A 21449-nucleotide genomic window follows, 5' to 3' on the forward strand; every position below is an offset into this window, starting at 1 on the left:
AAGTGCCGGGCATTTATTTAAACAATAGTAGATTTTACAGGGGCAGATTATCGTGCTTTTTCTGTGGCACTTGGTCTACCTTATTTTCTGAAACCTCCAGTGCGCGAATCAATTTCTCGCGTGTTTCGCTGGGCAGGATTACATTATCAATAAATCCGCGTTCAGCAGCCTTATAGGGATGCGCAAATTCTTCTTTATAATAATCGATTAACTCCTGTTCTTTGGCTTCGGGATCATCGGCAGCTTCAATCTCTTTTCGGAAGATAATCTCAACGGCTCCCTTCGGCCCCATCACCGCAATTTCGGCCGTTGGCCACGCCACATTGTAATCTGCGCGGATATGCTTGGAGTTCATCACGTCATACGCGCCGCCATACGCCTTACGGGTAATAACCGTCATCTTGGGCACAGTCGCCTCGCAAAAAGCATACAGCAACTTGGCTCCGTGCTTAATTATTCCGCCCCACTCCTGATCAGTACCGGGCAAAAACCCGGGAACATCCTCAAAAGTAATCAGCGGAATATTAAACGCATCACAGAAACGAACAAAGCGAGCACCTTTGAGCGATGCATCGATATCGAGCACTCCGGCCAATGATAACGGCTGATTCGCCACAACACCTACACTGCGTCCATCAATGCGAGCAAAACCGACCACAATATTTGTGGCATAATGCTCATGAACTTCCATAAACGAATCCTTATCCACAATACCCTCAATAACTTCTTTTATATCATAAGGCTTGTTGGGATTATCGGGGACAATATCATCCAGCTTTTTCGCCTTGGCAGAATCCGGTGCTTTTGATTCTTCTCGCGGAGGTTTCTCTTCACAATTCTGTGGCACGTATGTTAATAACTTACGAAGCTCCTGCAGGCAGATAGCATCATTTTCTTCCGTAAAATGCGCTACTCCTGATTTTGATCCGTGAGCACTGGCTCCACCCAATTCTTCGGAGGTCACTTCCTCGTGTGTTACGGTCTTCACCACATTCGGACCGGTAACAAACATATAGCTGGTATTTTTGACCATAAACACAAAGTCGGTTAGTGCCGGACTATAAACTGCTCCACCGGCACAAGGTCCCATTACTGCCGAAAATTGAGGCACTACGCCGGATGCCATACTGTTACGGTAAAAGACCTCGGCATAGCCGCCCAGCGAGGATACCCCTTCCTGAATCCGCGCGCCGCCCGAGTCATTTAGTCCAATAATGGGTATGCCATTTTTCATGGCCATGTCCATAACTTTGCAGATCTTTTCGGCATGCGTCTCAGACAACGATCCTCCAAAGACGGTAAAATCCTGACTAAATACGTAGATCGGTCGGCCGTGAATCTTTCCAAACCCGGTAACCACCCCATCGCCGTCAATCCTTTTATTTTCGAGTCCAAATTTATGGCTGCGATGTTTTACAAAGGGATCAATTTCCTCAAACGATCCCTTGTCCAACAAAATATCAATTCGTTCGCGCGCCGTCAGCTTTCCCTTGTCATGTTGTTTTTGAATTCGTTCTTCGCCGCCGCCCTTTTGCGCATCTTTACGTTTTTGTTTTAGTCGCTCTACCTTTTTATCCGAAGCCATCTAATTTTCTTGTTTATTGCGATTTTGTTTCTCCAAAAAATAACTCTGCAGCCGATCAGTAAAGTCCACTGCCGCCTCACAGTACATATCAACTAAGTTGCGTTTAAAAATATCCTTTTCAATGTACTTACTAACTTCGCGCCAACTATCATATCCGGCAATATCCTCTATTGCCTGATCAAAAGCACGATCCGAACCGCGAAAGATTTCCTCCACAAACATTTTCTCCTCATCCGATAGCATGTTACGGAGATTCTTTATTTCCTCATCCGAAGCATCTTCCTTTGTCAGATCAATAATAGGTTCATCAATAAATCCATCCTCATCAACTTCTTCGTCCTCTCCATCTCCATGCTCCTTTTCATACTCTTCCACTTCTTCATCGCTCATATAGCGCATCCAAATGGGGGTTTCTTCCTCAGACTCGGATGTAATATCTGCATCTGCTTCTGAGTCCTCCTGTTCTTCTAAAGAGGCTGTCTTTTTTTCCGGTGAAGAATCCTCTTCTTCTACCTCTTGGCTAATATCTTGGTTTCCGGATTCCTCATCTTCAGATTCTATTTTCTCTTCTTCAGTTTCTGATGTTACTTCCTCCTCCTCTTCTTCCTTAGATTCTTCCCTGAAAACACCATTTAACGAATCATCCTCTTCATCTTCTATCTCTTCTGTCTCATCAGATTTTAACTGTTCATCTTCAGATTCTGACTCCTGCAATTCTTCCTCCTCATCGATTTCATCCTCTTCTCCATTATTCAATATAGGAGCTGAAGAATCACTGTCACTATCTTCTTTTTTTGCAGTCGGCTGATCTTCAAAAAGTGAGGATTGATCATCTTCGTACCCATCGAAATCCAGCAGTTCCGGCGAAGAGAGTACTTCGATAAATTCGACTCGACTAAGAACGGTATTCATCAGGTCGAACTTTCGGGCAATCCGGGCCATCTTTTTATCCTCAAAAAATAATCGTAGCAAATTAGTATCGATACCATCATCCTGCAATTGGAAAAGGGGTTCTAATATCTGAGCCCAATTCAAAGGGGAATATCCCGATGTTAATTTTTCATCAGCTTTGGCAATAATCGTTGAACAGTGCTCTTTACTCAGTGTTTCCAGATCCTTTTTCTGCACATATCGGGAAAGTACAACAGCAAAATGTCGATATACGACAACCGCCTCTAATCGCTGATGCAACTGCTCTATCGAAAGTTCATCCTTAGCCCCAAAAATAACTTCCGGCACATTCTTCCGCGGCTGCACCAGTATTTCCATAACATCTGAAACCGCTGTTTCAATAACTGCTTGTGCATAACTGGCTGGCAGACGGGCTTCATCCTCGATAGCATCAATAAATTGTTGCCAGGCATCAAGTACAGCATCAGTGCTGGTATTTGCCCAATCCGTTTTGGGGATGATCATCGAATCTGAAAGATTACGCTTTAGCTCCACACTGATGCGACGAACAATGAAAGACGGAAACTCCCAAGAACGAAGTTCCTCAATCGTATAATACTGATCGTTTTCGGGTAAACGATCGATTAATTTTTGCGTTATTTTCTGAATGGTTTGTCTCATAATTTTGGGAAATATATTGTCTAACGAAAGGCAATACAACCGAAGAACGGCTCAATATGTTAAATCCTGAGAATCTTTTGAAATATGCTTTCCATTAAGGGGTAACAAATTAAAAAATATATTACTGCTAAAGTTTTCATTTAGGATTTGATGATCCCTTATTACCTTTGGCCTATGATTACGCTATCTGTTAAACAGCTAAAAAAGTCATTTGGTCCGAATATTATTTTTTCGGGTGTCTCCTTTGATCACCAAGCAAGTGCTCTTGGCATTGCGGGATCCAATGGCTCAGGAAAGTCAACGTTCCTCAAATGTCTCGGGGAACTTTTACCTCCCAGCTCGGGGAATATTGCATGGGAAGATAACGGAATTGCACTCAATAAAACAGCTTTTAAACAAAAGTTGGGATATGCTGCTCCGTACGTCAATCTCTATAATGAACTGAGCTGTCGAGAAAATCTGACATTCATTTCAAAGATGCGGCACCAGTCAGATTCTATTAAAACTATTGATTTATGGATCTCCAAGGTTGGGCTTAAACATGCTATCAATCAACCGTTTGGAAAGTTGTCAACGGGTCAGCAGCAACGTCTGCGACTGGCCTCAGCCCTCTTTTATGATCCTGATATTCTGCTTTTGGATGAGCCGGGATCCAACCTTGATGAAGATGGACGAAATCTTATCACAGAAATTGTTACCGCCTTTGATACTCCCGAAAAACTGATCATTATTGCCTCCAACAATCCCGATGAGCTCGACCTTTGCGAGCGAATATTTTCTATCGAAGAGGAATCTTTTGTCGAATAGGATTAATCCACCCAGCAAGTTTCTCCCTGACAACACTCCTGCACATTAATCCCACAGCTTGCACATTGACCGTGTCCGTGCACCCAAACCAACGGAGCTTTCGCTCCACAATAGGTACAGCGGCGTTTTTCTTGAGAGCCATTTTCTGCCGTTGATATATTCCGATCAGCCATAATTATGATTGTGTTAATTCCTCATATGCCACGCCAAGATTATCTGAAAGAGTCCAAAAGTCAGCATATAAAAAATGATCAAACTCTTCGAGAGATTTCTTGTCTGTAATTTCGTCCTTGCTCAATCCCTCGTCAATACCCTTTTGGGCATGATCCAATACCGCAGTAAGATAATCTTTCATTACGCCCAGATCTTCTTTCTCACCAGTGACCCCATATTCAGGCTTGGCATGACCAAAGATATAAATAGCATCTGCAGGATACTCTTCCGCAACAGTTGATAAAATTTTAACCCAATTCTGTATTGAAGCGCCCGACGGTCGATCGGTATAGGGATTCATCCGGTTAAACACCAAATCTCCCATATGAACCACATTAGCTTTCTCAAAATAGACCACCGAATCGCCGCCCGTATGCCCGGGACCGTAGTATTTAGCATGTATGGTTTCATCACCCAAATCCATTTTCCAACTCTCGGAATAAGTGGTTTCGGGATAAGCAGTATTCCCTTCCCCGTCACTTTCTTCGTTTGCCTTCTTCATCAACTTCGGGACGTTTTCGTGAGCCACGATTTTCTTAGCGACTCCTTTGAACGTTGGATTTCCGCCAGTATGGTCACCATGATGATGAGTATTTATAAGCAGATTTAATGGCTGATCCGTTTTATCACGCAGCCCGTTCAGGCAATTTTTAGCCGTCTCGGGATATTGAGAATCGACAACCACCATCGCATTCGATGATGCCAACCAACCGATGGTACCACCGCGCTCGGTAAAATATCCTACGTTGCGCCGAAGTGTAGTAAAGTTCTCTCGGCTATTTGCTAACAATGATTTAAACGGAAGGGCTGCCCCTGCTGCCAGCAATGACGAACGGAGTAAAAATTGACGACGATCCATAAGTAGTTGGGTTAATTAAATATAAAAGGATGCAATAATGATAAACCTAATCATCACTAAACCATTCCCACCTAACGGAAATTCAAGATAATAAAACTCTTTTTATGGGTTTATCATCAAGACACAATATTTGTTTTAATTACCTTTCCCTCAAACTCTGCTTAAATAGCCATATCATCCCTGATCAATAGCAGGATAGCAGCATGCGGACATATCAGGTACTTTTCGTCTTCAAACTCTATCTCGTGCGTTTGATCCTTTAAAAAGATAGCCAGGTCACCTTCCTGAGCCTGCATGCCAATATATTTTGTTTCGCTGGTCTCCTTCCATGCCTCATCCACTTCATTGGATGGAATAGGATATCCGGGGCCCGTTTTTACCACATACCCACTGTGGATATCTTCTTTTTCTTTTACCGTAGCAGGCAAAACCAGCCCACTCTTAGTTCGGGTTTCCATATCGCGGGGTTTAATAAGCACCCGATCACCAACGACTATAAATTTTTCGACCGAATTCAGATATTCTTGAATCATCGCAGAAATTTAATTTGCAAAACTATTGTTGAATAAGCCCCTAAAGGTAACGTCTTTGTATAACAATCTGAATTAAAGATTTCTTGATAATCCTGACTTTATGGACCTCACAAACAAGTTGTGCATCGTAACAGGAGCTAATTCGGGTATCGGCAAAGAAACTGCCCGTAGCTTTGCCGCCGATGGAGCCTATGTGGTTATGATCTGCCGGAATGAAAAACGTGCTCAAGCTGCGCGTCAAGATATTATTGAAGATACGGGAAATACCGGCATCAAAATTATTCTCGCTGATCTGGGCATACAGCAGGATGTAAGATCTGCAGCCGATCAGGTCAACCGGGAATTTTATCAAATCGATGTGCTTGTTAATAATGCCGGTCTTATTGCCAATGAACATGAAGAGACAATCGACGGCATTGAAAAAACGCTGGCCGTAAATCACCTGGCCCCTTTTCTGCTAACCAATTTACTTTGGGATGGACTTCAACAATCAAACGATGCTCGAATCATCAATGTATCATCCGAAATTCACAAAATGGGCGCCAAAGTATTTGACTTAGATAATCTTCAGCTTACTGAAAATTATTCTTCCATGAAGGCTTACGGCGTTTCCAAGCTCTGTAACATTATGTTTACTCATGAGCTAGCTAAACGAACAGAGAATAGTCCCATCACTACTTACAGCCTGCACCCGGGAGTAGTAGGAACACAATTAGCTGAAGAAGCCAGTTGGGCAATGAAACTTTTCTACTGGCTTGGAAAACCATTTATGCGGTCGCCTAAATCAGGAGCTGCAACAACTATTTACCTGGCAACAGCTAACGATGTAAAATCCATGAACGGCCAATATTTTAAAGACCAAAAGGTGACCGAACCGGCTGGCATTGCCTACAATGATAAGCTCACCTCAAAATTATGGAAAAAAAGTGAAGAATTAACGGGATTATCCTAATACAAAAAAGCGCTTCATTCGTATTTTCCGCGATCTCCAAATTAAGTCACCGACTTTATCTTCAGTTATCTTACTTTCCCGAGTATCATCTTCTGGAACTTCAGCAGGCATCTTTTCCTTGGCCTCATCCAGATGTAGATTATCCAGAAAAAGTTTCAACTGGTGCCGATCAAAATGTGAATAGCGATTTTCCAACGCTTGAATAACATCGGGCCATATTTCGGGTCGGGCCGACCACTCTATACCTAAACCAATAGCATTTTCAGGGGCATCCTCTCCTAAACAAATATTTAACCGCTCATTAATATTAGTGGGGACGGGCTCGTGGCGCAGTAGTTTGGGTCCCAACTCATCCTCATTGGCAAGGGGAAAAAAGCTTTTCCACATTTGATTTGTAAAGGGATGATGGTAATAAACTTCATATTTTTTACTGTCCTTTCGCAATTGCTTCATCTCGTTTATGAGAGAAACCTGCTTATCGTGATCAATGATATACATAACAACCTCTTTTAAATTAGGGTTTTATCCCCATAGCTAACGTAAAGACTCTTTGTGAATAGCTTCAAATTATACATACAACTTTCCTCCGTATTTGTTCCAATTGTTAATATTATACTTTGGATCGACGACCAAATATTAGTGATAGAACAAATAGAACGATGAAAATATAAAATAGAATTTCAGCAATACCTGCGGCTGTTCCGGCAATTCCGCCAAATCCTAAAACCGCTGCAATAATAGCAATAACTAAAAATGTAATACTCCACCGTAACATAATTCCCTCCCACAGTCTGTTATAATTAATCTGCTCTCTAAAATCATCCTACAAAAAGATCTAATTACTTATTCCTTTTTAGTACTATATGGGATCTTTTGTTCCTTGCACTAACTTTTAACACTGTAACTGCATTTTACTGATTGCGATCAATCCAAAAATACCTGATAATACATATTGCCATTTAGCCAAACCGCACTATCAGAACACTACTTATGAGAAGATTCTATTATTTACACTCAACCTTTTGGCAAATTACTCTTCTCTCAATCTTGGGGATATTCCCTTTACTTTTTGCCTCTACAATACAGGCGCAAGATCTTTTTGAACGCGGTAAAAAACTTTATGAAGAACGCGCGGCCGAGGCTGACTCTTTCAAAGCAGATCCTGCCAATATTAACCGAGCTATTGATCTTTTCGAAGCCGCATTAGATCAGAATATCCATCAGGAAAAGGCGGCCTCGTACCTTTTGCGATCCTATTATTTCAAGGCCATGTTTACCGGTCTTAGCGAAGATCAAAAAAAGGAGGTGTATGAAAACGGTCGCAATTTGGGAGAGAAGATGATTGAACGCTATCCCAATTCAGTCCCCATTAAATTCTGGTATGCTGCGAATATCGGGCGCTGGGCCGATGTGCACGGCTTTTTTAAAGCAGCAACTAATGGTATCTCTAAAAAACTGAGAAGAGTATGCGAAGACATCATTAAAGAGAACCCTCAATACCAAGATGGAGGAGGTTATCGCATTTTAGCACAGGTACACTTTTATTCCCCTAATATTCCAATTGTAATGGGGTGGCCCTCAAAAGACAAGGCATTCGAACTTGTTCAGAAAGCTTTGGCGATCGCTCCAAACAATCCCACAAACAAAATGTTTTACGCTAATATATTACTCGAGTTTGATCGGCATCAGGAAGCAAAAGAACAACTCTATGAAATCAAACGAATGAAACCCCGAGCCTCTCACACCGTTGAAGATCGGTACGTTCAATATCGCAGCCAAAAACTATTCGAGGAACATTTCAATTAACGCAACAGGTTTAAAACAAACCCAATAAGCTCCCTGCTAAGCTGATCTTCCTTAATCCGTCCATTAATCTGATTATCAGCAAAAGTCGTATCGCCTACAAATGAAAAAGCGATCTCTTTGCCCGAATCATTTGGATCAGTAAGAATAAAACTTAGCTGCTCCTCATTCTCTATATCTTCTTCTATTTGATCCAGTGAAATCGAAAAATCCAGCATCGGATCTTTAAATCCACCGCCAGTATCAATCGCCGAAAACTCCAGATCAATTTTCTGGTTTTGACTAAGGTCAACAACTTGTCCATCACATTTTAATAACGTTACTTCAGCAGAAGTCTGAATTTTCATTTTAGTACTATCTTGTATTACTTAATTTGCATTTAATAATAGGCAAGCTGATGATCTTTTAGAAATTCTATGGATAAAAAAGAATGCCCCGGTTGCGCAGTAGAGGTTGATACCGATGCAGAGGTGTGCCCCATTTGTGGATATGAATTCCCGAGCCAGCCACTCAGTTTCAAAATCGCCGCCTGGATGATGATCATTTTACTGCTGCTATACTGGGTAGTATTTTAAGTTTGGTAAATACTATACGAGTATTTGTCTTACTACACCATCCCCATTAGGGATCATCCGATTGATATTGGCTTGAAGAAAGTCGTGATCATGAGTTTCATTCTATTATAGTCATTTTATAGGTAGCTGTTTTCGTTACCCCAATCGAAAAATTCGCTGTTGAAGTCATCCACCGCTACGCGACATTCGGCGCTGGCAAACAAAAGTCTTTCAAGTCCATAAGAATCTCCTGAGTTGATTACGAATGCGTTGAAAGGCCGCCGTATACGGCCCGCATTATTCTTATACCAAGAAATACAAAATTCTTAGAAAAGGTGGGCTAACAGGCAGTTAGCACAACTTATTTAAAACATTTCGTCTAAAAAGCTGCGCCAAACATCAAATGTCACCTACTATGTAGAACAACATTATTCAATTAAATTGTTTTCAATGGCGTAGCGGGTCATCTCTACATTTGAGCTTATATTTATCTTCTCTTTTATTCGGGCCCGGTAGGTATGGATGGTCTGCGGACTCAGCGAAAGTTCCTCAGCAATGTCATTTACCTCTTTGCCTGTCGCAATCATGCACAATACTTCAAATTCCCGATCCGACAACTGCTCATGAAGAGCACCCTCTTTATCCATGTCTACTTGGGAAGCCAACTGTTCGGCCACTTCCGGCGTGATATATTTCCGATTTTCGGTCACAATCTTGCGAATCGCTTTTATTAATTCATCCGAAATACTTGCTTTGTTCAAATAGCCATAGGCACCGGCTTTTAAGGCACGAATGGCAAATCGCTCTTCAGAATGAACACTTAACAGAAGAACAGGCAGATCGGGATAAAAGTTATGGATCTGTTTGAAAAGCTCAAGTCCACTATTGCCCGGCATCGTAATATCCAACACTAAAATATCCGGTGTGGTTTTGTAGGCTTCCCTGAAAGTTGACCGTTTGAAAGTAGATAAAATTCACTACTTTTGAGCCCCTCCCCGTAATTCACCCAGTCATAAGTAGAGAATCGGACGTTATGCGGTGTTGTTCAATGTATTCATTCGGGGTCAAATCTCCTAGTGAACTGTGAGGCCGGAAGCCGTTATATTCAGTTCTCCAGACCTCGATTTTCTGGCGGGCATCTTCCAACGATAAGAACCAATGCAGATTTAAACACTCATCGCGGAAGCTCCCGTTGAAGGATTCAATATAAGGATTGTCAGTGGGTTTTCCGGGACGGGAGAAGTCCAGTGTTACACCATTGTCGTAGGCCCACTGGTCGAGGGCTTTGGAGATAAACTCACTGCCATTGTCCACCTGGATCCGTTCTGGCACCTGACCAACTCGACGGGAAATCCGTTCCATAATTCCGGTTACATCAGTTCCTTTGATCGACTGATCCGCATGGATGGACAGGCAACTGCGACTAAAATTATCGACTACAGTTAAGGCCCGGAATCGGCGCCCGTCGAAGAGCTGGTCCGCCACAAAATCCATACTCCATAGTTGGTGGGGCCCGCTTAGCTGCGGTCGATCCAGGCGATGCGCTCCAGCCCGGCTTCTTCTGGGGCGTTTGGCCCGCAGATTCAGCCCTTCAAGCTTGTAGAGCCGATATACGCGCTTGTGATTGACCATCCAGCCTTCTCGACGAAGCAACACGTAGATGCGCCAGAACCCGTATCGCACCCGGGTCATGGCGATTTCACGAATACGAGCGCGAAGGGGGTCGTCATCACGCTCGACGGGTTGGTAACGAAAGGTGGACCGTGCCAGTAATGTCACTCGCGCTACACGACGCTCCGATACCCGGTACTGGTCGATCAGCCACCGGGCCAGCTGGCCGTAGTAATACCTATGAACTGTTTACCGGACCTGATCCACGCTGGCTGGCAGCTGTAGCTCGGCCTCTGTAATTTGCTCCAAAAAGTATTCGTAGGCGACGTCCACTTTCCGGAAGTGCCGGTCCTCATAGACCGAATCCTGCACCATTCGTTGCTTAAAATTCTTGCCCAAAGTTGTCATAATTGCTCTCCATTTTAGGTTGAAGAGCATGGTCGATAGCAATGTGATAACAATTGGTGCACGTAGCGTTATCTAAACAACAAAAAAGGACTTTTCAGAAATTAAAAAAGGGCTTTTTAATAGCCTTACTAAGCTACTAAAAAGCCCAAAAGTCGGGACGACTGGATTTGAACCAGCGACCCCACGACCCCCAGTCGTGTGCTCTACCTGACTGAGCCACGTCCCGATTATTACAACAATAATATCAAAAAAGAACTAATTCACTTCCCGTTTATTGGGATTGCTAAAGATAGGGCTGTCAACCACAAAACTCAACCTATTCTTCAACACTTTGGCACAGCTCCACCAACACCCCATGGTTATCTTTGGGGTGTACAAAAGCCACCAATTTATTATCTGCTCCGTGGCTGGGCTCATCATTTAACACGGTAAATCCCTCATTTCGCAGGCGATCAAGCTCGGCATGAATGTCATCCACTTCAAAAGCAAGATGATGCATCCCTTCACCTTTTTTAGCAACATATTTGGCAATAACCGAATCCGGATCGGTAGCACCCAGCAACTCAACCTTGGACTGACCTGCCTCAAAAAAAGCTGTTTCTACTTTTTGATCTTCTACAACTTCGCGCTTATAGCACTTGCCATTCAGAAGTTTCTCATAGGTTTCTACAGCTTCCTCTAAATCATCAACCGCAATGCCAATATGATCGATAAACATAATAGATAGAATTCAAAATTTAGAAATCAGTATTCAGAAGTTCTCCCACTCAATACTCATTGCTTGTTATTTACTACTAATTAACCGGTAAACTGACATACTGCAGTGCACGCACCCCATCAAGATTGAGGATGGGTTTCAACTCTTCGTCCGTCATGTTTTTATCTACCGAAACAGCCGTAATTGCATTCTCACCTTTGTTCGTTCGTCCCAGACTCAAATTGGCAATATTGATATCCTGATTTGCCAGTGCACTACTGACAGATGCCAACATCCCGGGCTTATCTACATTTTGATACATGATGATATCACCCTCAAGACGCAGCTCAATGCCAAAGCCATCGATTTCAACAATACGGTAATCGTCCTCACCAAATACCGTGGCAGAAATCTTCTTATAGTCTGCCCCTTCATCCAACTTTATCGTTATTAAGTCATTAAATGTTTTCGTCTGACTGGCCGTCGTTTCACGGATATTCAGCCCACGTTCCTTGGCATAGTGACGGGCATTAATCAGGTTAACCGACTCGCTTACGTGATGCGAAAGAATTCCTTTCAGAATAGAATCGGTCAATACATCCGCAAATTTGGTGCAAGAACCGCTATATTCAAACGAAAATTCGTTGGCATGCTCGGATGCCAGCTGGATAGCTACACTTCCCAATTTTTCGGCCAGCTTCAAATACGGCTGTACCTCTTTATTAGTGATCAGCGAGATGGATTTCCCATTCAGGCTTCCTTTAAAACTTTTCTGCTCCAAGGCATCCGCCATCTGATGAGCGATCTGCTCCGCCACCTTCTCTTGCGCCTCCTCGGTAGAAGCACCAAGATGTGGCGTTGTAATTATTTGAGGATGCTTCAACAGCTCATAAAGTTCTTCGGTTGGAGGCTCACTCGAATAAACATCCAATGCGATACCTTCAACATATCCCTCTTGAATAAGCGCATTCAGGTCCTCTTCTCTATAAATTCCTCCCCGGGCGCAGTTCACCAGATACATTCCTTTTTTGAGCTGATCTGCATTTTCCATCGAAATCATATTCTTGGTCTTTTCAGTCAGCGGAGTATGAACCGTCAAAAAATCAGCCACACCAAGCAGTTCATCTAACTCAAGCAATTCCACACCCAAACTTTCGGCCTTTTCCACTGATGCGAATGGGTCATACGCTTTTATCGTCATTCCAAACTCTTTCATACGCTTGGCCACTTCACTGCCGATTTTACCCAGTCCGACAATACCGAGCGTTTTATTATGCACCTCGGTACCCATATACTTTTTACGATCCCAGCCACCGCTTTTAACTTTATTTACGGACTGAGGAATATTTCGAGCCAGAGCTAAAATCATCCCACAGGTATGTTCTGCTGTAGAAATTGTATTCCCGTCGGGCGTGTTCATTACCAAGACCCCTCGCGCTGTAGCTGCCTCAATATCAATATTATCAACCCCTACTCCGGCTCGGCCTACTACTTTTAAATTCTCTGCCGCTTTTAATACCTCCGGAGTTACATCCGTAGAACTTCGCACCACAATACCGTCATACGATCTTATTTCATCAAACAACTCCTGTCCGCTTAAATTGTGATTTCGAACGACCTCTATTCCTCGCTCTTCAAAAACCTTTTCGCAGAGTTCATCAACATTATCTAACACTAAAACTTTAAATGACATGACTATTGTGGAGTTTTAATTAGTTTAAAATTCAGCAAATTCGGTTATTAATTGCTTGACTTCCCCTATTCCTTTTTTGTCTTTAGTGGAACTGACAACAATCGGTACTTCAATATTCATTTCATCCAAAATACGCTTAAGCCGCATCTCAGACTGTTTCTGTTTGTTATAAGAAAGTTTATCAGCTTTGGACAAAACGACTGCAAATGGCAATCTATTCGTCCCCAGCCAGTAAAAAAATTCTTCATCAAGATCACTGGGCTCATGGCGGATATCCACCAAATGCAGGACTAAGCGAAGCGTTGACCTTTCCAGCAGGTAATCGCGAATATCACGTCCCCAGCGTTCCCGCTCTTCTTTGGAAACCTGGGCATAGCCAAATCCGGGCAGATCAACCAAAAACAACTTGTCATTTACCTGATAATAATTCATCTGCTGAGTTTTACCCGGTACGTTACTCGTACGGGCCAATCCCTTGTGATCTACTAATGCGTTGATCAGTGATGACTTGCCCACGTTGGAGCGACCTGCAAAACAGATCTCAGGGAAATACGGATCCGGACAAACATCCAGTGAAGGAGCACTCGTGACGAAGTCAGCTTTTTTGAAAGGCATTATATAATTTCGTTTTCCTCTTTTTCGATGCCAAAGTTAACAGGTACGGGATACTCTTCGGTAAAACAAGCGGTACAATATCCTTTGGGAGACACGTTGGCCTCTTTCACCGCATTGACCAGTCCGTCGGGCGACAAATACCGTAAGCTGTCCACCCCAATCTCTTCAGCCATTGCCTCAATATCCCGATCAAAACGATTGGCCATTAATTCTTTAGGGGTAGGAAAATCCATCCCATAATAACATGGACTAATGATAGGCGGTGAACTCACCAAAAAGTGAACTTCGGCCGGATTATCCTGCTTGATCATATTGACCAAATAACGCGAAGTTGTGCCGCGTACAATCGAATCATCCACAATAATAACCGAACGTCCTTCGATAACGCCCTGCACCGTATTGAACTTAGTACGCACTTTTTGGTTTCGGGATTCCTGTCCCGGTGATATAAAGGTACGCCCCACATAGTGATTACGGATTAACCCAATTTCAAATTTACACTCGCGCCCTAATTTCTGATTTTCATGTACATATCCCAGTGCGGCCGTATTGCTCGAGTCGGGCACCGAAATTACAATTGGTTTTTTATCTCCGGGAGCATTCCTTATGACTTCATCAATCGGATGCTCTTTGGCCAAATATTTACCAAGATTCCGGCGGACTTTATCTACATTTTCGCCGAATATCTTACTGTCGGGACGTGAGAAATATACATACTCAAAAATGCACTGACTTGTATCGGTACCATATTCTGCATCCAGATGATAAGATTCCGGCTCAGAGTCGACTGTTGCATCCTGATCCATTACCAGTACTTCACCCGGTTCAATATCGCGAATAAACTCTGCATCAATAATATCGAATGCACAGGTTTCGCTGGCTACACAATAAGAATCGTCAACTTTTCCCAGTGCTAACGGACGGAACCCATTGGGATCACGAACCGCAATCAACTTATCATCGGTAAGCATCACCAAGCTGTAAGCCCCCTCAACTTGCCCCAGCGCATCTAAAACCTGCTCAAGTTGTGTTTCTTTTTTACTGTGAGATATCAAATGCAAAATAAGCTCGGTGTCGGACGTACTCTGAAAAAGCACTCCCTCCTCCCTAAAACGCTCGCGAAGCTGTTTAGCATTCGCCAAGTTACCATTGTGTCCTATCGCAATATTCCCGCTGCGATAATGAACACGAAATGGCTGTATATTAGCAGGATTTCTGGCGGCACCCGTTGTGGAATATCGGTTATGGCCAATAGCTGCGGTGCCTTTAAGCTCATTCTCAAAAATATTTTGATCATCAAAGACATTTAACACCAGCCCAAAATCACGGTGCGCGGGCATAACCCAACGGTTTTGATCTTCATCAAAATGAGAGGTGACAATTCCCGCGGATTCCTGTCCCCGGTGTTGCAGGGCATGTAATCCGTAATAGGTGAGAAAGGCTGCATCAGGATGGTTTTGCATCCCAAAAATTCCGCAATAATCGCGTGGCTTGTCGATCATTAAGCTAATTGATAAGAATTGGTTTCCAGTGACTGGAAAGTTAATAAAAATAGCACAGTATATGGTAACTAATTGAATATTTTATTTGGAGGTTTTGGAAGCCTCATCCAGTCTGACATTAACTTCGTTCATATCAATAGCAGTAGAAACCTCGGAGCTAAATGTGAAATCATTTTGCACTAAGGCCGTACGGGCCTGATCCATCAACTCCGATTTTATATCGGCCAGAAAAACTTCCTGCTTTGAAGTATCCACTCTAATCCAAAAGTAACTGGTTAATTCTACAAAGTTCGGAGTAAAACCGGTGGTCTGTACCATCGGTTCGGGATTATCAACGACGTTTTCGTTTTCTTTCACAGTCTCTAATAAAATACCACATGCTTTTTGGGCCTCATCGCGGTAGTCAATTCCAATCGTAAAAGAGCCTCGGCGCAATCCATCTCTTGTATAATTATACAGCGGCTTGGAAAGTAACTGCGAACTTGGCACAAAAACATCGCAGCCATTTGCCATCCTAATATGGGTATGGCGTAACTCAATATTTCTGACGCGACCTACGACTCCTTCAGTCTCAATCAGATCACCATTTGTAAAGGGACGACTAAAAGCCATAAAAAAACCGGCAAGAAAATTTTCGCCAATATCTTTAAACGCAAATCCCAAAATAACGGCCGTAATACCACCGCTGGCTAAAATACTGGTTGCAATACCGGATAATCCCAGAATGTTAAGCGCTATGAGAATGCCAACGAGAAAAACCAGAGCATAAATTAACTTCCCGAAGAAAGTTACATTCGCCGAGGATAAAGGGGTTCTATCTAATACATTTTTATAAATTTTTCGGATACCTCTTGCCAAAAAGTGAAACAGGATAAGAACTATTAAAGCAAAAACGATTTCAGGAATATATTCCACCAATCGGTTTACATAATCCTCGAAACCATTCAGTACGGTATCCATAGTAATCTGTTAAATTAAATGCACCAAGTTAAAATACGTAAGGACGCAATTAATCACGCCCTTACTTTGCCGATCTCAGTGTTATGATATTTCAATAATAGAATTTTCATTCCTCAAGGGGCATCTTCTTAACCCGAAGGTCTTCCCACGGTCCACCATCCTCAAATTTTTCCGGCTTCAGCGTTCGGGCCCGGGGATCTTCTGCTTGTGCCTGCTGTAAAACCATCCACCGGGGATAAGGAATGCCAGTGTCTGATACTTCATCCAGCTGCTTAATATCCTCGTCACTCAACTCAAGATCTACTGCTTTAATATTGTCCTCGAGATGCTCGAGTTTACGAGCAGCAATAAGCACGCTGCTGATATTATCACGAGACAGTGTCCATGCCAAAGCAACACGAGCCGGACTCACTCCATGACGTTTACCAATACTTTTTAACGCGTTCACAATTTCAAAGCCCTTATCAATATCAAAAGGCACAAATTGTCCGGCTTCAGCAAAACGACTCCCTTCAGGAGGAGGATTATCACGGTCGTATTTACCAGTCAGAAAACCGCCGGCCAGAGGGCTCCAAACGATTATACCTATATTATGATAGTTGGCAAACGACATAAAATCATCTTCAAGGTCGCGACCAACCAAGCTGTAATACATTTGTGCCGTTATATATTTTTCAAGCCCTTGCCGCTCCTGTAAACCCAAAGCTGTTGCAGCTTGCCAAGCCATGTAATTACTTAATCCAATATATCGTACTTTGCCTTGGCGAACTAAATCGTCTAATGCCCGAAGGGTTTCCTCCAAGGGCGTATAGGGATCCCAGCTGTGCATCTGGTACAAATCGATATAATCCGTTTGCAGGCGTTTGAGACTGGCTTCCACTTCCCGCATAATATTCACACGGGTTGCTCCACTGTGGTTAATATTATCGTCCATCGGCAACCGACACTTTGTCGAAAGCACAATATCTTCGCGTTTTCCTTTTAGTGCATTACCCAACAGCTCTTCACTTTCGCCCAAACTGTAAACATCGGCGGTATCGATATAATTGATTCCATGATCCAGTGCAAAATCAACCATCTCGTTGGTCTCCTTCTGCCCGAGTCCGCCCATCTGCATAGCTTCTCCGAACTGCATGGTTCCCAATCCTACTTCGCTAACAATCAGGCCACTGTTTCCTAATTTTCTGTATTTCATCAATTACTCCTTTTCACTTTAAATTTATAATCTATTGGCTCCTCCGTGAATCTAAAAAAAATGGACATCAAGATTTCTCTATAAAACTATATAACCATTTTTAGAGTGAATACAGATAAGGAAACTATTCTACAAGAATAAAAACTTTTAGATCAAAATATTGAAAGAATATAAATGTCGTAATCTAAAACATCTCCTCCAATTTTCTATTGGTACTATTACTAAACAGTAATAATTTTAGCCAAATACTATGATCCGCCAGCTTTTGGCCCCACTCAATGTTTTCCACACTCTATCACTGGTCAGAACAACCGGCATTAGCAATATAGAGCCCCCAAAATTTCGAAGGACTAATCATAAAGAGGAAAAATCCTGACAAGCCTGATAGAATACTATATAGCTCGACGACTTCCATTCATTTTCTTTTGATGCGATTAACTTCCCAATAAAGATGCTACTTTCTGCCGTTTATCATAGGTATAAAACATATCTAAAATAAAAAAGCCCTTGCAGGAAACAGCAAGGACTAACGAATTTTAGAGTCTGCTCAACGAAGCTCTTTTGAGCATAGTTGAGCGGGAGATCCCGATTATTCGGGACGACCTTCTCGTTGGCAACGATACCTTAAGGCTTTATTGTTGAGCTATATCGCATTCATTTTCTTCAGAATTAATAAGCTTTTCTATAAACTGCCTGCTTTTCTGATCCTTTATAAAGTTTTCCCACTTAATAGCCTCAGTCTTGGATCTTAAACTTTTACAATAGACCACCTGCCAAGGAATTCCCGACTTCGTTGATCTATTCCCACCCTTGTTGTGCTTTGCCACACGACTTTCAACACCTACTGAAGTATAACCTGTGTAGTAGCTATCAGTTGATTCGCTATATATTATGTAGGTATAAAACATATCTAAATAAAAAAGCCCTTGCAGAAAACCGCAAGGGCTAACGAATTTTAGAGTCTGCTCAACGAAGCTCTTTTGAGCGTAGTTGAGCGGGAGACCGGAGTCGAACCGGCGACCTTCTCGTTGGCAACGAGATGCTCTACCGCTGAGCTACTCCCGCTAATATGTCAAATCCTTAAAAAGTTTTTAAACTGTCCTCTGTATCTTTTATGTGAGAGGATCCCGCTTTTCAAAGAGTCCCAAATATAAGGCATTCCCCCTATATATATCAAGAGCAATTAACTATTTTTTGTAAAACTTTTGGAAACCATAACCCTAAAGAACAATGGTCTCTGATCGCTTGGGACCTTTCGATAAAATAGTCAGTTTTACTCCTAAATAATCTTCTATAAACTGCAGATATTCTTTCGCCGCTTTTGGAAATTCCTCAACAGTATTGTAGTTATCCAAAGATTTATTCCAGCCAGACATCGTCTTAAAAACCGGCTCAATATTATCGATATCAGGCAGATCCAACGGAAAGACATCCGTTTCTTTACCATCGATGCGATAGGAAGTGCACAATTTGATCTCCTCAAAATCGTCCAGAATATCGAGCTTGGTTAACGTAAGCTCGTTCATACCGTTTAAGCGAACCGCATATTTTAGGGCGACTAAATCAATCCAGCCACAGCGGCGGGGGCGTCCTGTCGTGGCTCCAAACTCTTGACCAGCTTCGCGTAACTTTTCACCGGCATCATTCGTCAATTCTGTTGGAAACGGTCCGTTACCAACGCGTGTACAATATGCTTTGGTAATACCCATCACTTTATCGACGGCTGTAGGCGGAATAGCTGAACCGGTACAAGCTCCACCCGATGTAGGACAGGAAGAAGTTACAAAAGGATAGGTTCCGTGGTCGACATCCAGCAAACTACCCTGGGCCCCTTCGAGTAAAATCTCATCATCGTTTTCAATTGCATCATGCAACAAGGCAGAGGTATTGGTAACATACGGCCGTAACGTATCGGCGGCTTCCAGCAGATCCTCTATAATGGGCTCAGCCTCAATGGGATCGTGTTTATACACATGCTGTAAAGCCTCGTTAATATCTGCAATATTATCCTGTACTTTTTTGCGCAATGCTTTTGGATGTGAAAGATCCGACATGCGAATTCCCACTCGGGATACCTTACTCACATAAGCCGGACCAATACCTCGTCCCGTAGTACCAATAGCATCGTCACCGCGGTGCTCCTCTTTAACCTGATCCAGCAGCTGGTGGTACGGAAGAATTACATGAGCGGAGCTACTAATCTTCAACCGATTTTTGATACTCCCCCCGATAGCTTCCACTTCTTTGATCTCCTCGAGTAACGAAAACGGATCAACTACTACTCCATTACCGATAATACAAGTAGCATCACCATTAAAAATACCCGACGGAATTAGATGCAATACAATCTTTTTGTCATCAAACTCAAGGGTGTGCCCCGCATTGGCTCCTCCCTGATACCGGACGACGTAATCGGCATCTTTGCTAAGCAGATCAACAATTTTTCCTTTTCCTTCATCGCCCCACTGGGCTCCTACAACAACACGAATGGCCATAATATCTATTTGACATAAAAAAAGGGGTGAACAGTCACCCCTTTCCTAAATTAAATTTAAAATATATTACTCTTCCTCTTTGGAATTGCCGTATGATTTCACCGCTTCTTCAAGCGACTTAAAGTGCTTAAAAACAGTGATCAACTTGGTAACAACCAACAGACTTTCAATTTTATCAGTTGCATTTGCGATACGCAAATCACCGTCTGCTTTACGCATCGTTGTGAGTCCACCAATAAGCATTCCCAAGCCCGAAGAGTTCATAAATTTAACTTTGCCCAAATCGGCAACAACATTCGTTTGATCCTCTTCGATCAGCTCGTGAAGCTTCTCATTGAGTTTAACAGCATCAGGGCCACCCATCACATTGCCCTTAAATTCAATTACAACACAATTATATCGTTCCGTTACATTAAAATTCATTTGGTTGCTCCAAAGTGATTAATATTAGGAGTTAAAATTTAAGCTTTTTCTTTATAGCGTTGAATTTCAATAACTGCTGAACTTGCTACAAATAACGAACTGTATGTACCAATTATAACGCCCAGCATCAATGCAAAGGAAAAGCCTTTAAGAACTTCACCGCCAAATATAAATAGAATGGTTACCACAAAAAAGGTAGTCACTGAGGTAATTACGGTACGACTCAACGTATCGTTCAAGCTCTTATTAACCATCTCATCGTGATCCATCGTTTTATACAGCAAGCTGTTTTCCCTAATACGGTCGAACACTACTACCGTATCGTTAAGTGAATAACCCACAATTGTTAAGAAGGCGGCAATAATCGACTGATCCATTTGCAAACTAAACGGTACAATATCCGACAGGAATGTAAATATCCCCACAACAATTAATACATCGTGAAACAATGCTGCCACGGCACCGGCTGAATAGGTCCAGTTTTTAAACCGGATAAGTATATAGATAAAGATCACGATCAGGGCAAAAATGATAGCATTTAATGCCCCCCGTCTAAGATCATCAGCAAAGCGAGCCCCTACAATATCCGTTTTAATAACGGTATTTGGATTGTCCGGATACACCTCCGACATCTTATCGGTAATGAGTGTTTGTACCTCCGAAATATCCTTCGGATTATCCGTTCGGATCAACACTTCTTCTGGTGATCCATAAAGCTTTACTACCGGGGTGCCATCTAACGGCTCGGTAAGTTCTGAACGGATATCGATTACATCAACCGGCTGCTCAAACTTAAGGACGAACTCTTTACCGCCCTTGAAATCAATACCATACTGTAGCCCTTTGGTTAAGATTCCAAAAATGGAAGCCACAAGTAAAATGCCAGAAACGTAATAACCAATCTTGTGAGCTTTTAGAAAGTCAAAATCAGGATTTTCAAACCATCTCATAATTAAAGTCCCTTTTTATAAA

Annotated in this window: 24 protein-coding genes, 2 tRNA genes and 1 pseudogene; 4 read left to right on the plus strand and 23 right to left on the minus strand. The window is 42.5% G+C overall.

Annotation, left to right across the window (positions count from 1 at the left end):
* Positions 1 to 34: 34 nt before the first annotated feature.
* Positions 35 to 1585, minus strand: coding sequence for an acyl-CoA carboxylase subunit beta (locus CK503_RS06130; RefSeq protein ID WP_095605921.1), 1551 nt, complete (start codon positions 1583 to 1585; stop codon positions 35 to 37).
* Positions 1586 to 3157, minus strand: coding sequence for a DUF8457 domain-containing protein (locus CK503_RS06135; RefSeq protein WP_095605922.1), 1572 nt, complete (start codon positions 3155 to 3157; stop codon positions 1586 to 1588). It abuts the gene before it with no gap.
* 174 nt (positions 3158 to 3331) lie between these two features.
* Between CK503_RS06135 and CK503_RS06140 the strand changes: the two genes are divergently transcribed.
* Positions 3332 to 3964: an ABC transporter ATP-binding protein gene (locus CK503_RS06140; protein WP_255233346.1), complete on the plus strand. Its 633-nt coding sequence runs from the start codon at positions 3332 to 3334 to the stop codon at positions 3962 to 3964.
* Positions 3965 to 3966: 2 nt separating this feature from the next.
* On the opposite strand, the gene CK503_RS16075 is transcribed toward CK503_RS06140, so the two are convergent.
* The 3 genes from CK503_RS16075 to CK503_RS06150 all read right to left on the minus strand — a co-directional run bounded on the left by CK503_RS16075 (position 3967) and on the right by CK503_RS06150 (position 5569).
* Entirely contained in the window at positions 3967 to 4137 is a 171-nt protein-coding gene (locus CK503_RS16075; protein ID WP_176466229.1) for a hypothetical protein, read from the minus strand.
* Positions 4138 to 4139: 2 nt separating this feature from the next.
* A complete protein-coding gene (locus CK503_RS06145) occupies positions 4140 to 5036 on the minus strand; it encodes an MBL fold metallo-hydrolase (protein ID WP_095605923.1) in 897 nt (298 codons plus the stop codon).
* Positions 5037 to 5197: 161 nt separating this feature from the next.
* Positions 5198 to 5569 carry a co-chaperone GroES gene (locus CK503_RS06150; RefSeq protein WP_176466230.1) on the minus strand — a complete coding sequence of 124 codons (372 nt, stop codon included), beginning with the start codon at positions 5567 to 5569 and terminating at the stop codon, positions 5198 to 5200.
* A 100-nt stretch (positions 5570 to 5669) separates the two neighbouring features.
* Here CK503_RS06150 and CK503_RS06155 point away from each other — a divergent pair, with 100 nt between their 5' ends.
* Positions 5670 to 6521: an SDR family oxidoreductase gene (locus CK503_RS06155; protein WP_095605924.1), complete on the plus strand. Its 852-nt coding sequence runs from the start codon at positions 5670 to 5672 to the stop codon at positions 6519 to 6521.
* Here the strand turns inward: CK503_RS06155 and CK503_RS06160 are convergent.
* A complete protein-coding gene (locus CK503_RS06160) occupies positions 6513 to 7019 on the minus strand; it encodes a hypothetical protein (RefSeq protein ID WP_095605925.1) in 507 nt (168 codons plus the stop codon). The two genes, CK503_RS06155 and CK503_RS06160, sit on opposite strands and share 9 nt — an antisense overlap.
* A 112-nt stretch (positions 7020 to 7131) precedes the next feature.
* On the minus strand, positions 7132 to 7296 hold the full coding sequence (locus tag CK503_RS06165) for a DUF1328 domain-containing protein (RefSeq protein ID WP_095605926.1): 165 nt from the start codon (positions 7294 to 7296) through the stop codon (positions 7132 to 7134).
* 272 nt (positions 7297 to 7568) lie between these two features.
* Here CK503_RS06165 and CK503_RS06170 point away from each other — a divergent pair, with 272 nt between their 5' ends.
* Complete coding sequence (locus CK503_RS06170; RefSeq protein ID WP_095605927.1) at positions 7569 to 8327, plus strand: tetratricopeptide repeat protein; 759 nt, start codon at positions 7569 to 7571, stop codon at positions 8325 to 8327.
* On the opposite strand, the gene CK503_RS06175 is transcribed toward CK503_RS06170, so the two are convergent.
* Entirely contained in the window at positions 8324 to 8671 is a 348-nt protein-coding gene (locus CK503_RS06175; RefSeq protein ID WP_095605928.1) for a hypothetical protein, read from the minus strand. The two genes, CK503_RS06170 and CK503_RS06175, sit on opposite strands and share 4 nt — an antisense overlap.
* A gap of 69 nt (positions 8672 to 8740) precedes the next feature.
* On the opposite strand from CK503_RS06175, the gene CK503_RS16435 reads away from it, so the two are divergent.
* Positions 8741 to 8899, plus strand: a complete 159-nt coding sequence (locus CK503_RS16435) for a zinc ribbon domain-containing protein (protein WP_095605929.1) — start codon at positions 8741 to 8743, stop codon at positions 8897 to 8899.
* A gap of 407 nt (positions 8900 to 9306) precedes the next feature.
* On the opposite strand, the gene CK503_RS06185 is transcribed toward CK503_RS16435, so the two are convergent.
* The 15 genes and pseudogenes from CK503_RS06185 to secF all read right to left on the minus strand — a co-directional run bounded on the left by CK503_RS06185 (position 9307) and on the right by secF (position 21427).
* Positions 9307 to 9852, minus strand: coding sequence for a response regulator (locus tag CK503_RS06185; RefSeq protein ID WP_255233356.1), 546 nt, complete (start codon positions 9850 to 9852; stop codon positions 9307 to 9309).
* Positions 9853 to 9880: 28 nt separating this feature from the next.
* Positions 9881 to 10699: pseudogene (locus tag CK503_RS06190) on the minus strand (IS3 family transposase); the annotation flags it as partial.
* A 39-nt stretch (positions 10700 to 10738) separates the two neighbouring features.
* Positions 10739 to 10888, minus strand: coding sequence for a hypothetical protein (locus CK503_RS16080; RefSeq protein WP_176466232.1), 150 nt, complete (start codon positions 10886 to 10888; stop codon positions 10739 to 10741).
* 161 nt (positions 10889 to 11049) lie between these two features.
* Positions 11050 to 11123, minus strand: a tRNA-Pro gene (locus CK503_RS06200).
* A gap of 90 nt (positions 11124 to 11213) precedes the next feature.
* Positions 11214 to 11615: a methylmalonyl-CoA epimerase gene (gene mce / locus CK503_RS06205; protein WP_095605933.1), complete on the minus strand. Its 402-nt coding sequence runs from the start codon at positions 11613 to 11615 to the stop codon at positions 11214 to 11216.
* A 76-nt stretch (positions 11616 to 11691) separates the two neighbouring features.
* A complete protein-coding gene (serA, locus tag CK503_RS06210; protein WP_095605934.1) occupies positions 11692 to 13287 on the minus strand; it encodes a phosphoglycerate dehydrogenase in 1596 nt (531 codons plus the stop codon).
* A 24-nt stretch (positions 13288 to 13311) separates the two neighbouring features.
* Positions 13312 to 13902 (minus strand): ribosome biogenesis GTP-binding protein YihA/YsxC, encoded by a 591-nt coding sequence (yihA, locus tag CK503_RS06215; protein ID WP_095605935.1) that lies wholly within the window; start codon positions 13900 to 13902, stop codon positions 13312 to 13314.
* The gene (purF, locus tag CK503_RS06220; RefSeq protein WP_095605936.1) at positions 13902 to 15404 is read right to left on the minus strand and encodes an amidophosphoribosyltransferase; all 1503 of its coding nucleotides are present in this window, start codon (positions 15402 to 15404) and stop codon (positions 13902 to 13904) included. Before purF ends, yihA begins: the two co-directional genes overlap by 1 nt.
* Before the next feature lie 81 nt (positions 15405 to 15485).
* A complete protein-coding gene (locus CK503_RS06225) occupies positions 15486 to 16364 on the minus strand; it encodes a mechanosensitive ion channel family protein (RefSeq protein ID WP_095605937.1) in 879 nt (292 codons plus the stop codon).
* Between the two features lie 106 nt (positions 16365 to 16470).
* Positions 16471 to 17559 carry an aldo/keto reductase gene (locus tag CK503_RS06230; RefSeq protein WP_095605938.1) on the minus strand — a complete coding sequence of 363 codons (1089 nt, stop codon included), beginning with the start codon at positions 17557 to 17559 and terminating at the stop codon, positions 16471 to 16473.
* A 632-nt stretch (positions 17560 to 18191) separates the two neighbouring features.
* A complete protein-coding gene (locus CK503_RS16440) occupies positions 18192 to 18467 on the minus strand; it encodes a GIY-YIG nuclease family protein (RefSeq protein WP_095605939.1) in 276 nt (91 codons plus the stop codon).
* 85 nt (positions 18468 to 18552) lie between these two features.
* Positions 18553 to 18624 (minus strand) — tRNA-Gly (locus CK503_RS06240).
* A 155-nt stretch (positions 18625 to 18779) separates the two neighbouring features.
* Positions 18780 to 20054, minus strand: a complete 1275-nt coding sequence (locus CK503_RS06245) for an adenylosuccinate synthase (RefSeq protein WP_095605940.1) — start codon at positions 20052 to 20054, stop codon at positions 18780 to 18782.
* A 66-nt stretch (positions 20055 to 20120) separates the two neighbouring features.
* On the minus strand, positions 20121 to 20477 hold the full coding sequence (locus tag CK503_RS06250; protein WP_095605941.1) for an STAS domain-containing protein: 357 nt from the start codon (positions 20475 to 20477) through the stop codon (positions 20121 to 20123).
* 38 nt (positions 20478 to 20515) lie between these two features.
* Positions 20516 to 21427 carry a protein translocase subunit SecF gene (secF, locus tag CK503_RS06255; protein ID WP_095605942.1) on the minus strand — a complete coding sequence of 304 codons (912 nt, stop codon included), beginning with the start codon at positions 21425 to 21427 and terminating at the stop codon, positions 20516 to 20518.
* Positions 21428 to 21449: the final 22 nt, after the last annotated feature.

It is taken from the genome of Fodinibius salipaludis (assembly GCF_002287075.1).
GTDB lineage: Bacteria > Bacteroidota > Rhodothermia > Balneolales > Balneolaceae > Fodinibius > Fodinibius salipaludis.

Bases quoted from the DNA above. Each gene is read 5' to 3' on its own strand.
- CK503_RS06245 (WP_095605940.1), bottom strand. From the start codon at position 20,054: ATGGCCATTCGTGTTGTTGTAGGAGCCCAGTGGGGCGATGAAGGAAAA.
- CK503_RS06250 (WP_095605941.1), bottom strand. From the start codon at position 20,477: ATGAATTTTAATGTAACGGAACGATATAATTGTGTTGTAATTGAATTT.
- CK503_RS06145 (WP_095605923.1), bottom strand. From the start codon at position 5,036: ATGGATCGTCGTCAATTTTTACTCCGTTCGTCATTGCTGGCAGCAGGG.
- CK503_RS06155 (WP_095605924.1), top strand. From the start codon at position 5,670: ATGGACCTCACAAACAAGTTGTGCATCGTAACAGGAGCTAATTCGGGT.
- CK503_RS16075 (WP_176466229.1), bottom strand. From the start codon at position 4,137: ATGGCTGATCGGAATATATCAACGGCAGAAAATGGCTCTCAAGAAAAA.
- CK503_RS06160 (WP_095605925.1), bottom strand. From the start codon at position 7,019: ATGTATATCATTGATCACGATAAGCAGGTTTCTCTCATAAACGAGATG.
- purF (WP_095605936.1), bottom strand. From the start codon at position 15,404: ATGATCGACAAGCCACGCGATTATTGCGGAATTTTTGGGATGCAAAAC.
- CK503_RS16440 (WP_095605939.1), bottom strand. From the start codon at position 18,467: ATGTTTTATACCTACATAATATATAGCGAATCAACTGATAGCTACTAC.
- CK503_RS06140 (WP_255233346.1), top strand. From the start codon at position 3,332: ATGATTACGCTATCTGTTAAACAGCTAAAAAAGTCATTTGGTCCGAAT.
- CK503_RS06135 (WP_095605922.1), bottom strand. From the start codon at position 3,157: ATGAGACAAACCATTCAGAAAATAACGCAAAAATTAATCGATCGTTTA.
- CK503_RS06230 (WP_095605938.1), bottom strand. From the start codon at position 17,559: ATGAAATACAGAAAATTAGGAAACAGTGGCCTGATTGTTAGCGAAGTA.
- mce (WP_095605933.1), bottom strand. From the start codon at position 11,615: ATGTTTATCGATCATATTGGCATTGCGGTTGATGATTTAGAGGAAGCT.
- CK503_RS06130 (WP_095605921.1), bottom strand. From the start codon at position 1,585: ATGGCTTCGGATAAAAAGGTAGAGCGACTAAAACAAAAACGTAAAGAT.
- CK503_RS06175 (WP_095605928.1), bottom strand. From the start codon at position 8,671: ATGAAAATTCAGACTTCTGCTGAAGTAACGTTATTAAAATGTGATGGA.
- CK503_RS06225 (WP_095605937.1), bottom strand. From the start codon at position 16,364: ATGGATACCGTACTGAATGGTTTCGAGGATTATGTAAACCGATTGGTG.
- serA (WP_095605934.1), bottom strand. From the start codon at position 13,287: ATGTCATTTAAAGTTTTAGTGTTAGATAATGTTGATGAACTCTGCGAA.
- yihA (WP_095605935.1), bottom strand. From the start codon at position 13,902: ATGCCTTTCAAAAAAGCTGACTTCGTCACGAGTGCTCCTTCACTGGAT.
- secF (WP_095605942.1), bottom strand. From the start codon at position 21,427: ATGAGATGGTTTGAAAATCCTGATTTTGACTTTCTAAAAGCTCACAAG.
- CK503_RS16435 (WP_095605929.1), top strand. From the start codon at position 8,741: ATGGATAAAAAAGAATGCCCCGGTTGCGCAGTAGAGGTTGATACCGAT.
- CK503_RS06150 (WP_176466230.1), bottom strand. From the start codon at position 5,569: ATGATTCAAGAATATCTGAATTCGGTCGAAAAATTTATAGTCGTTGGT.
- CK503_RS06165 (WP_095605926.1), bottom strand. From the start codon at position 7,296: ATGTTACGGTGGAGTATTACATTTTTAGTTATTGCTATTATTGCAGCG.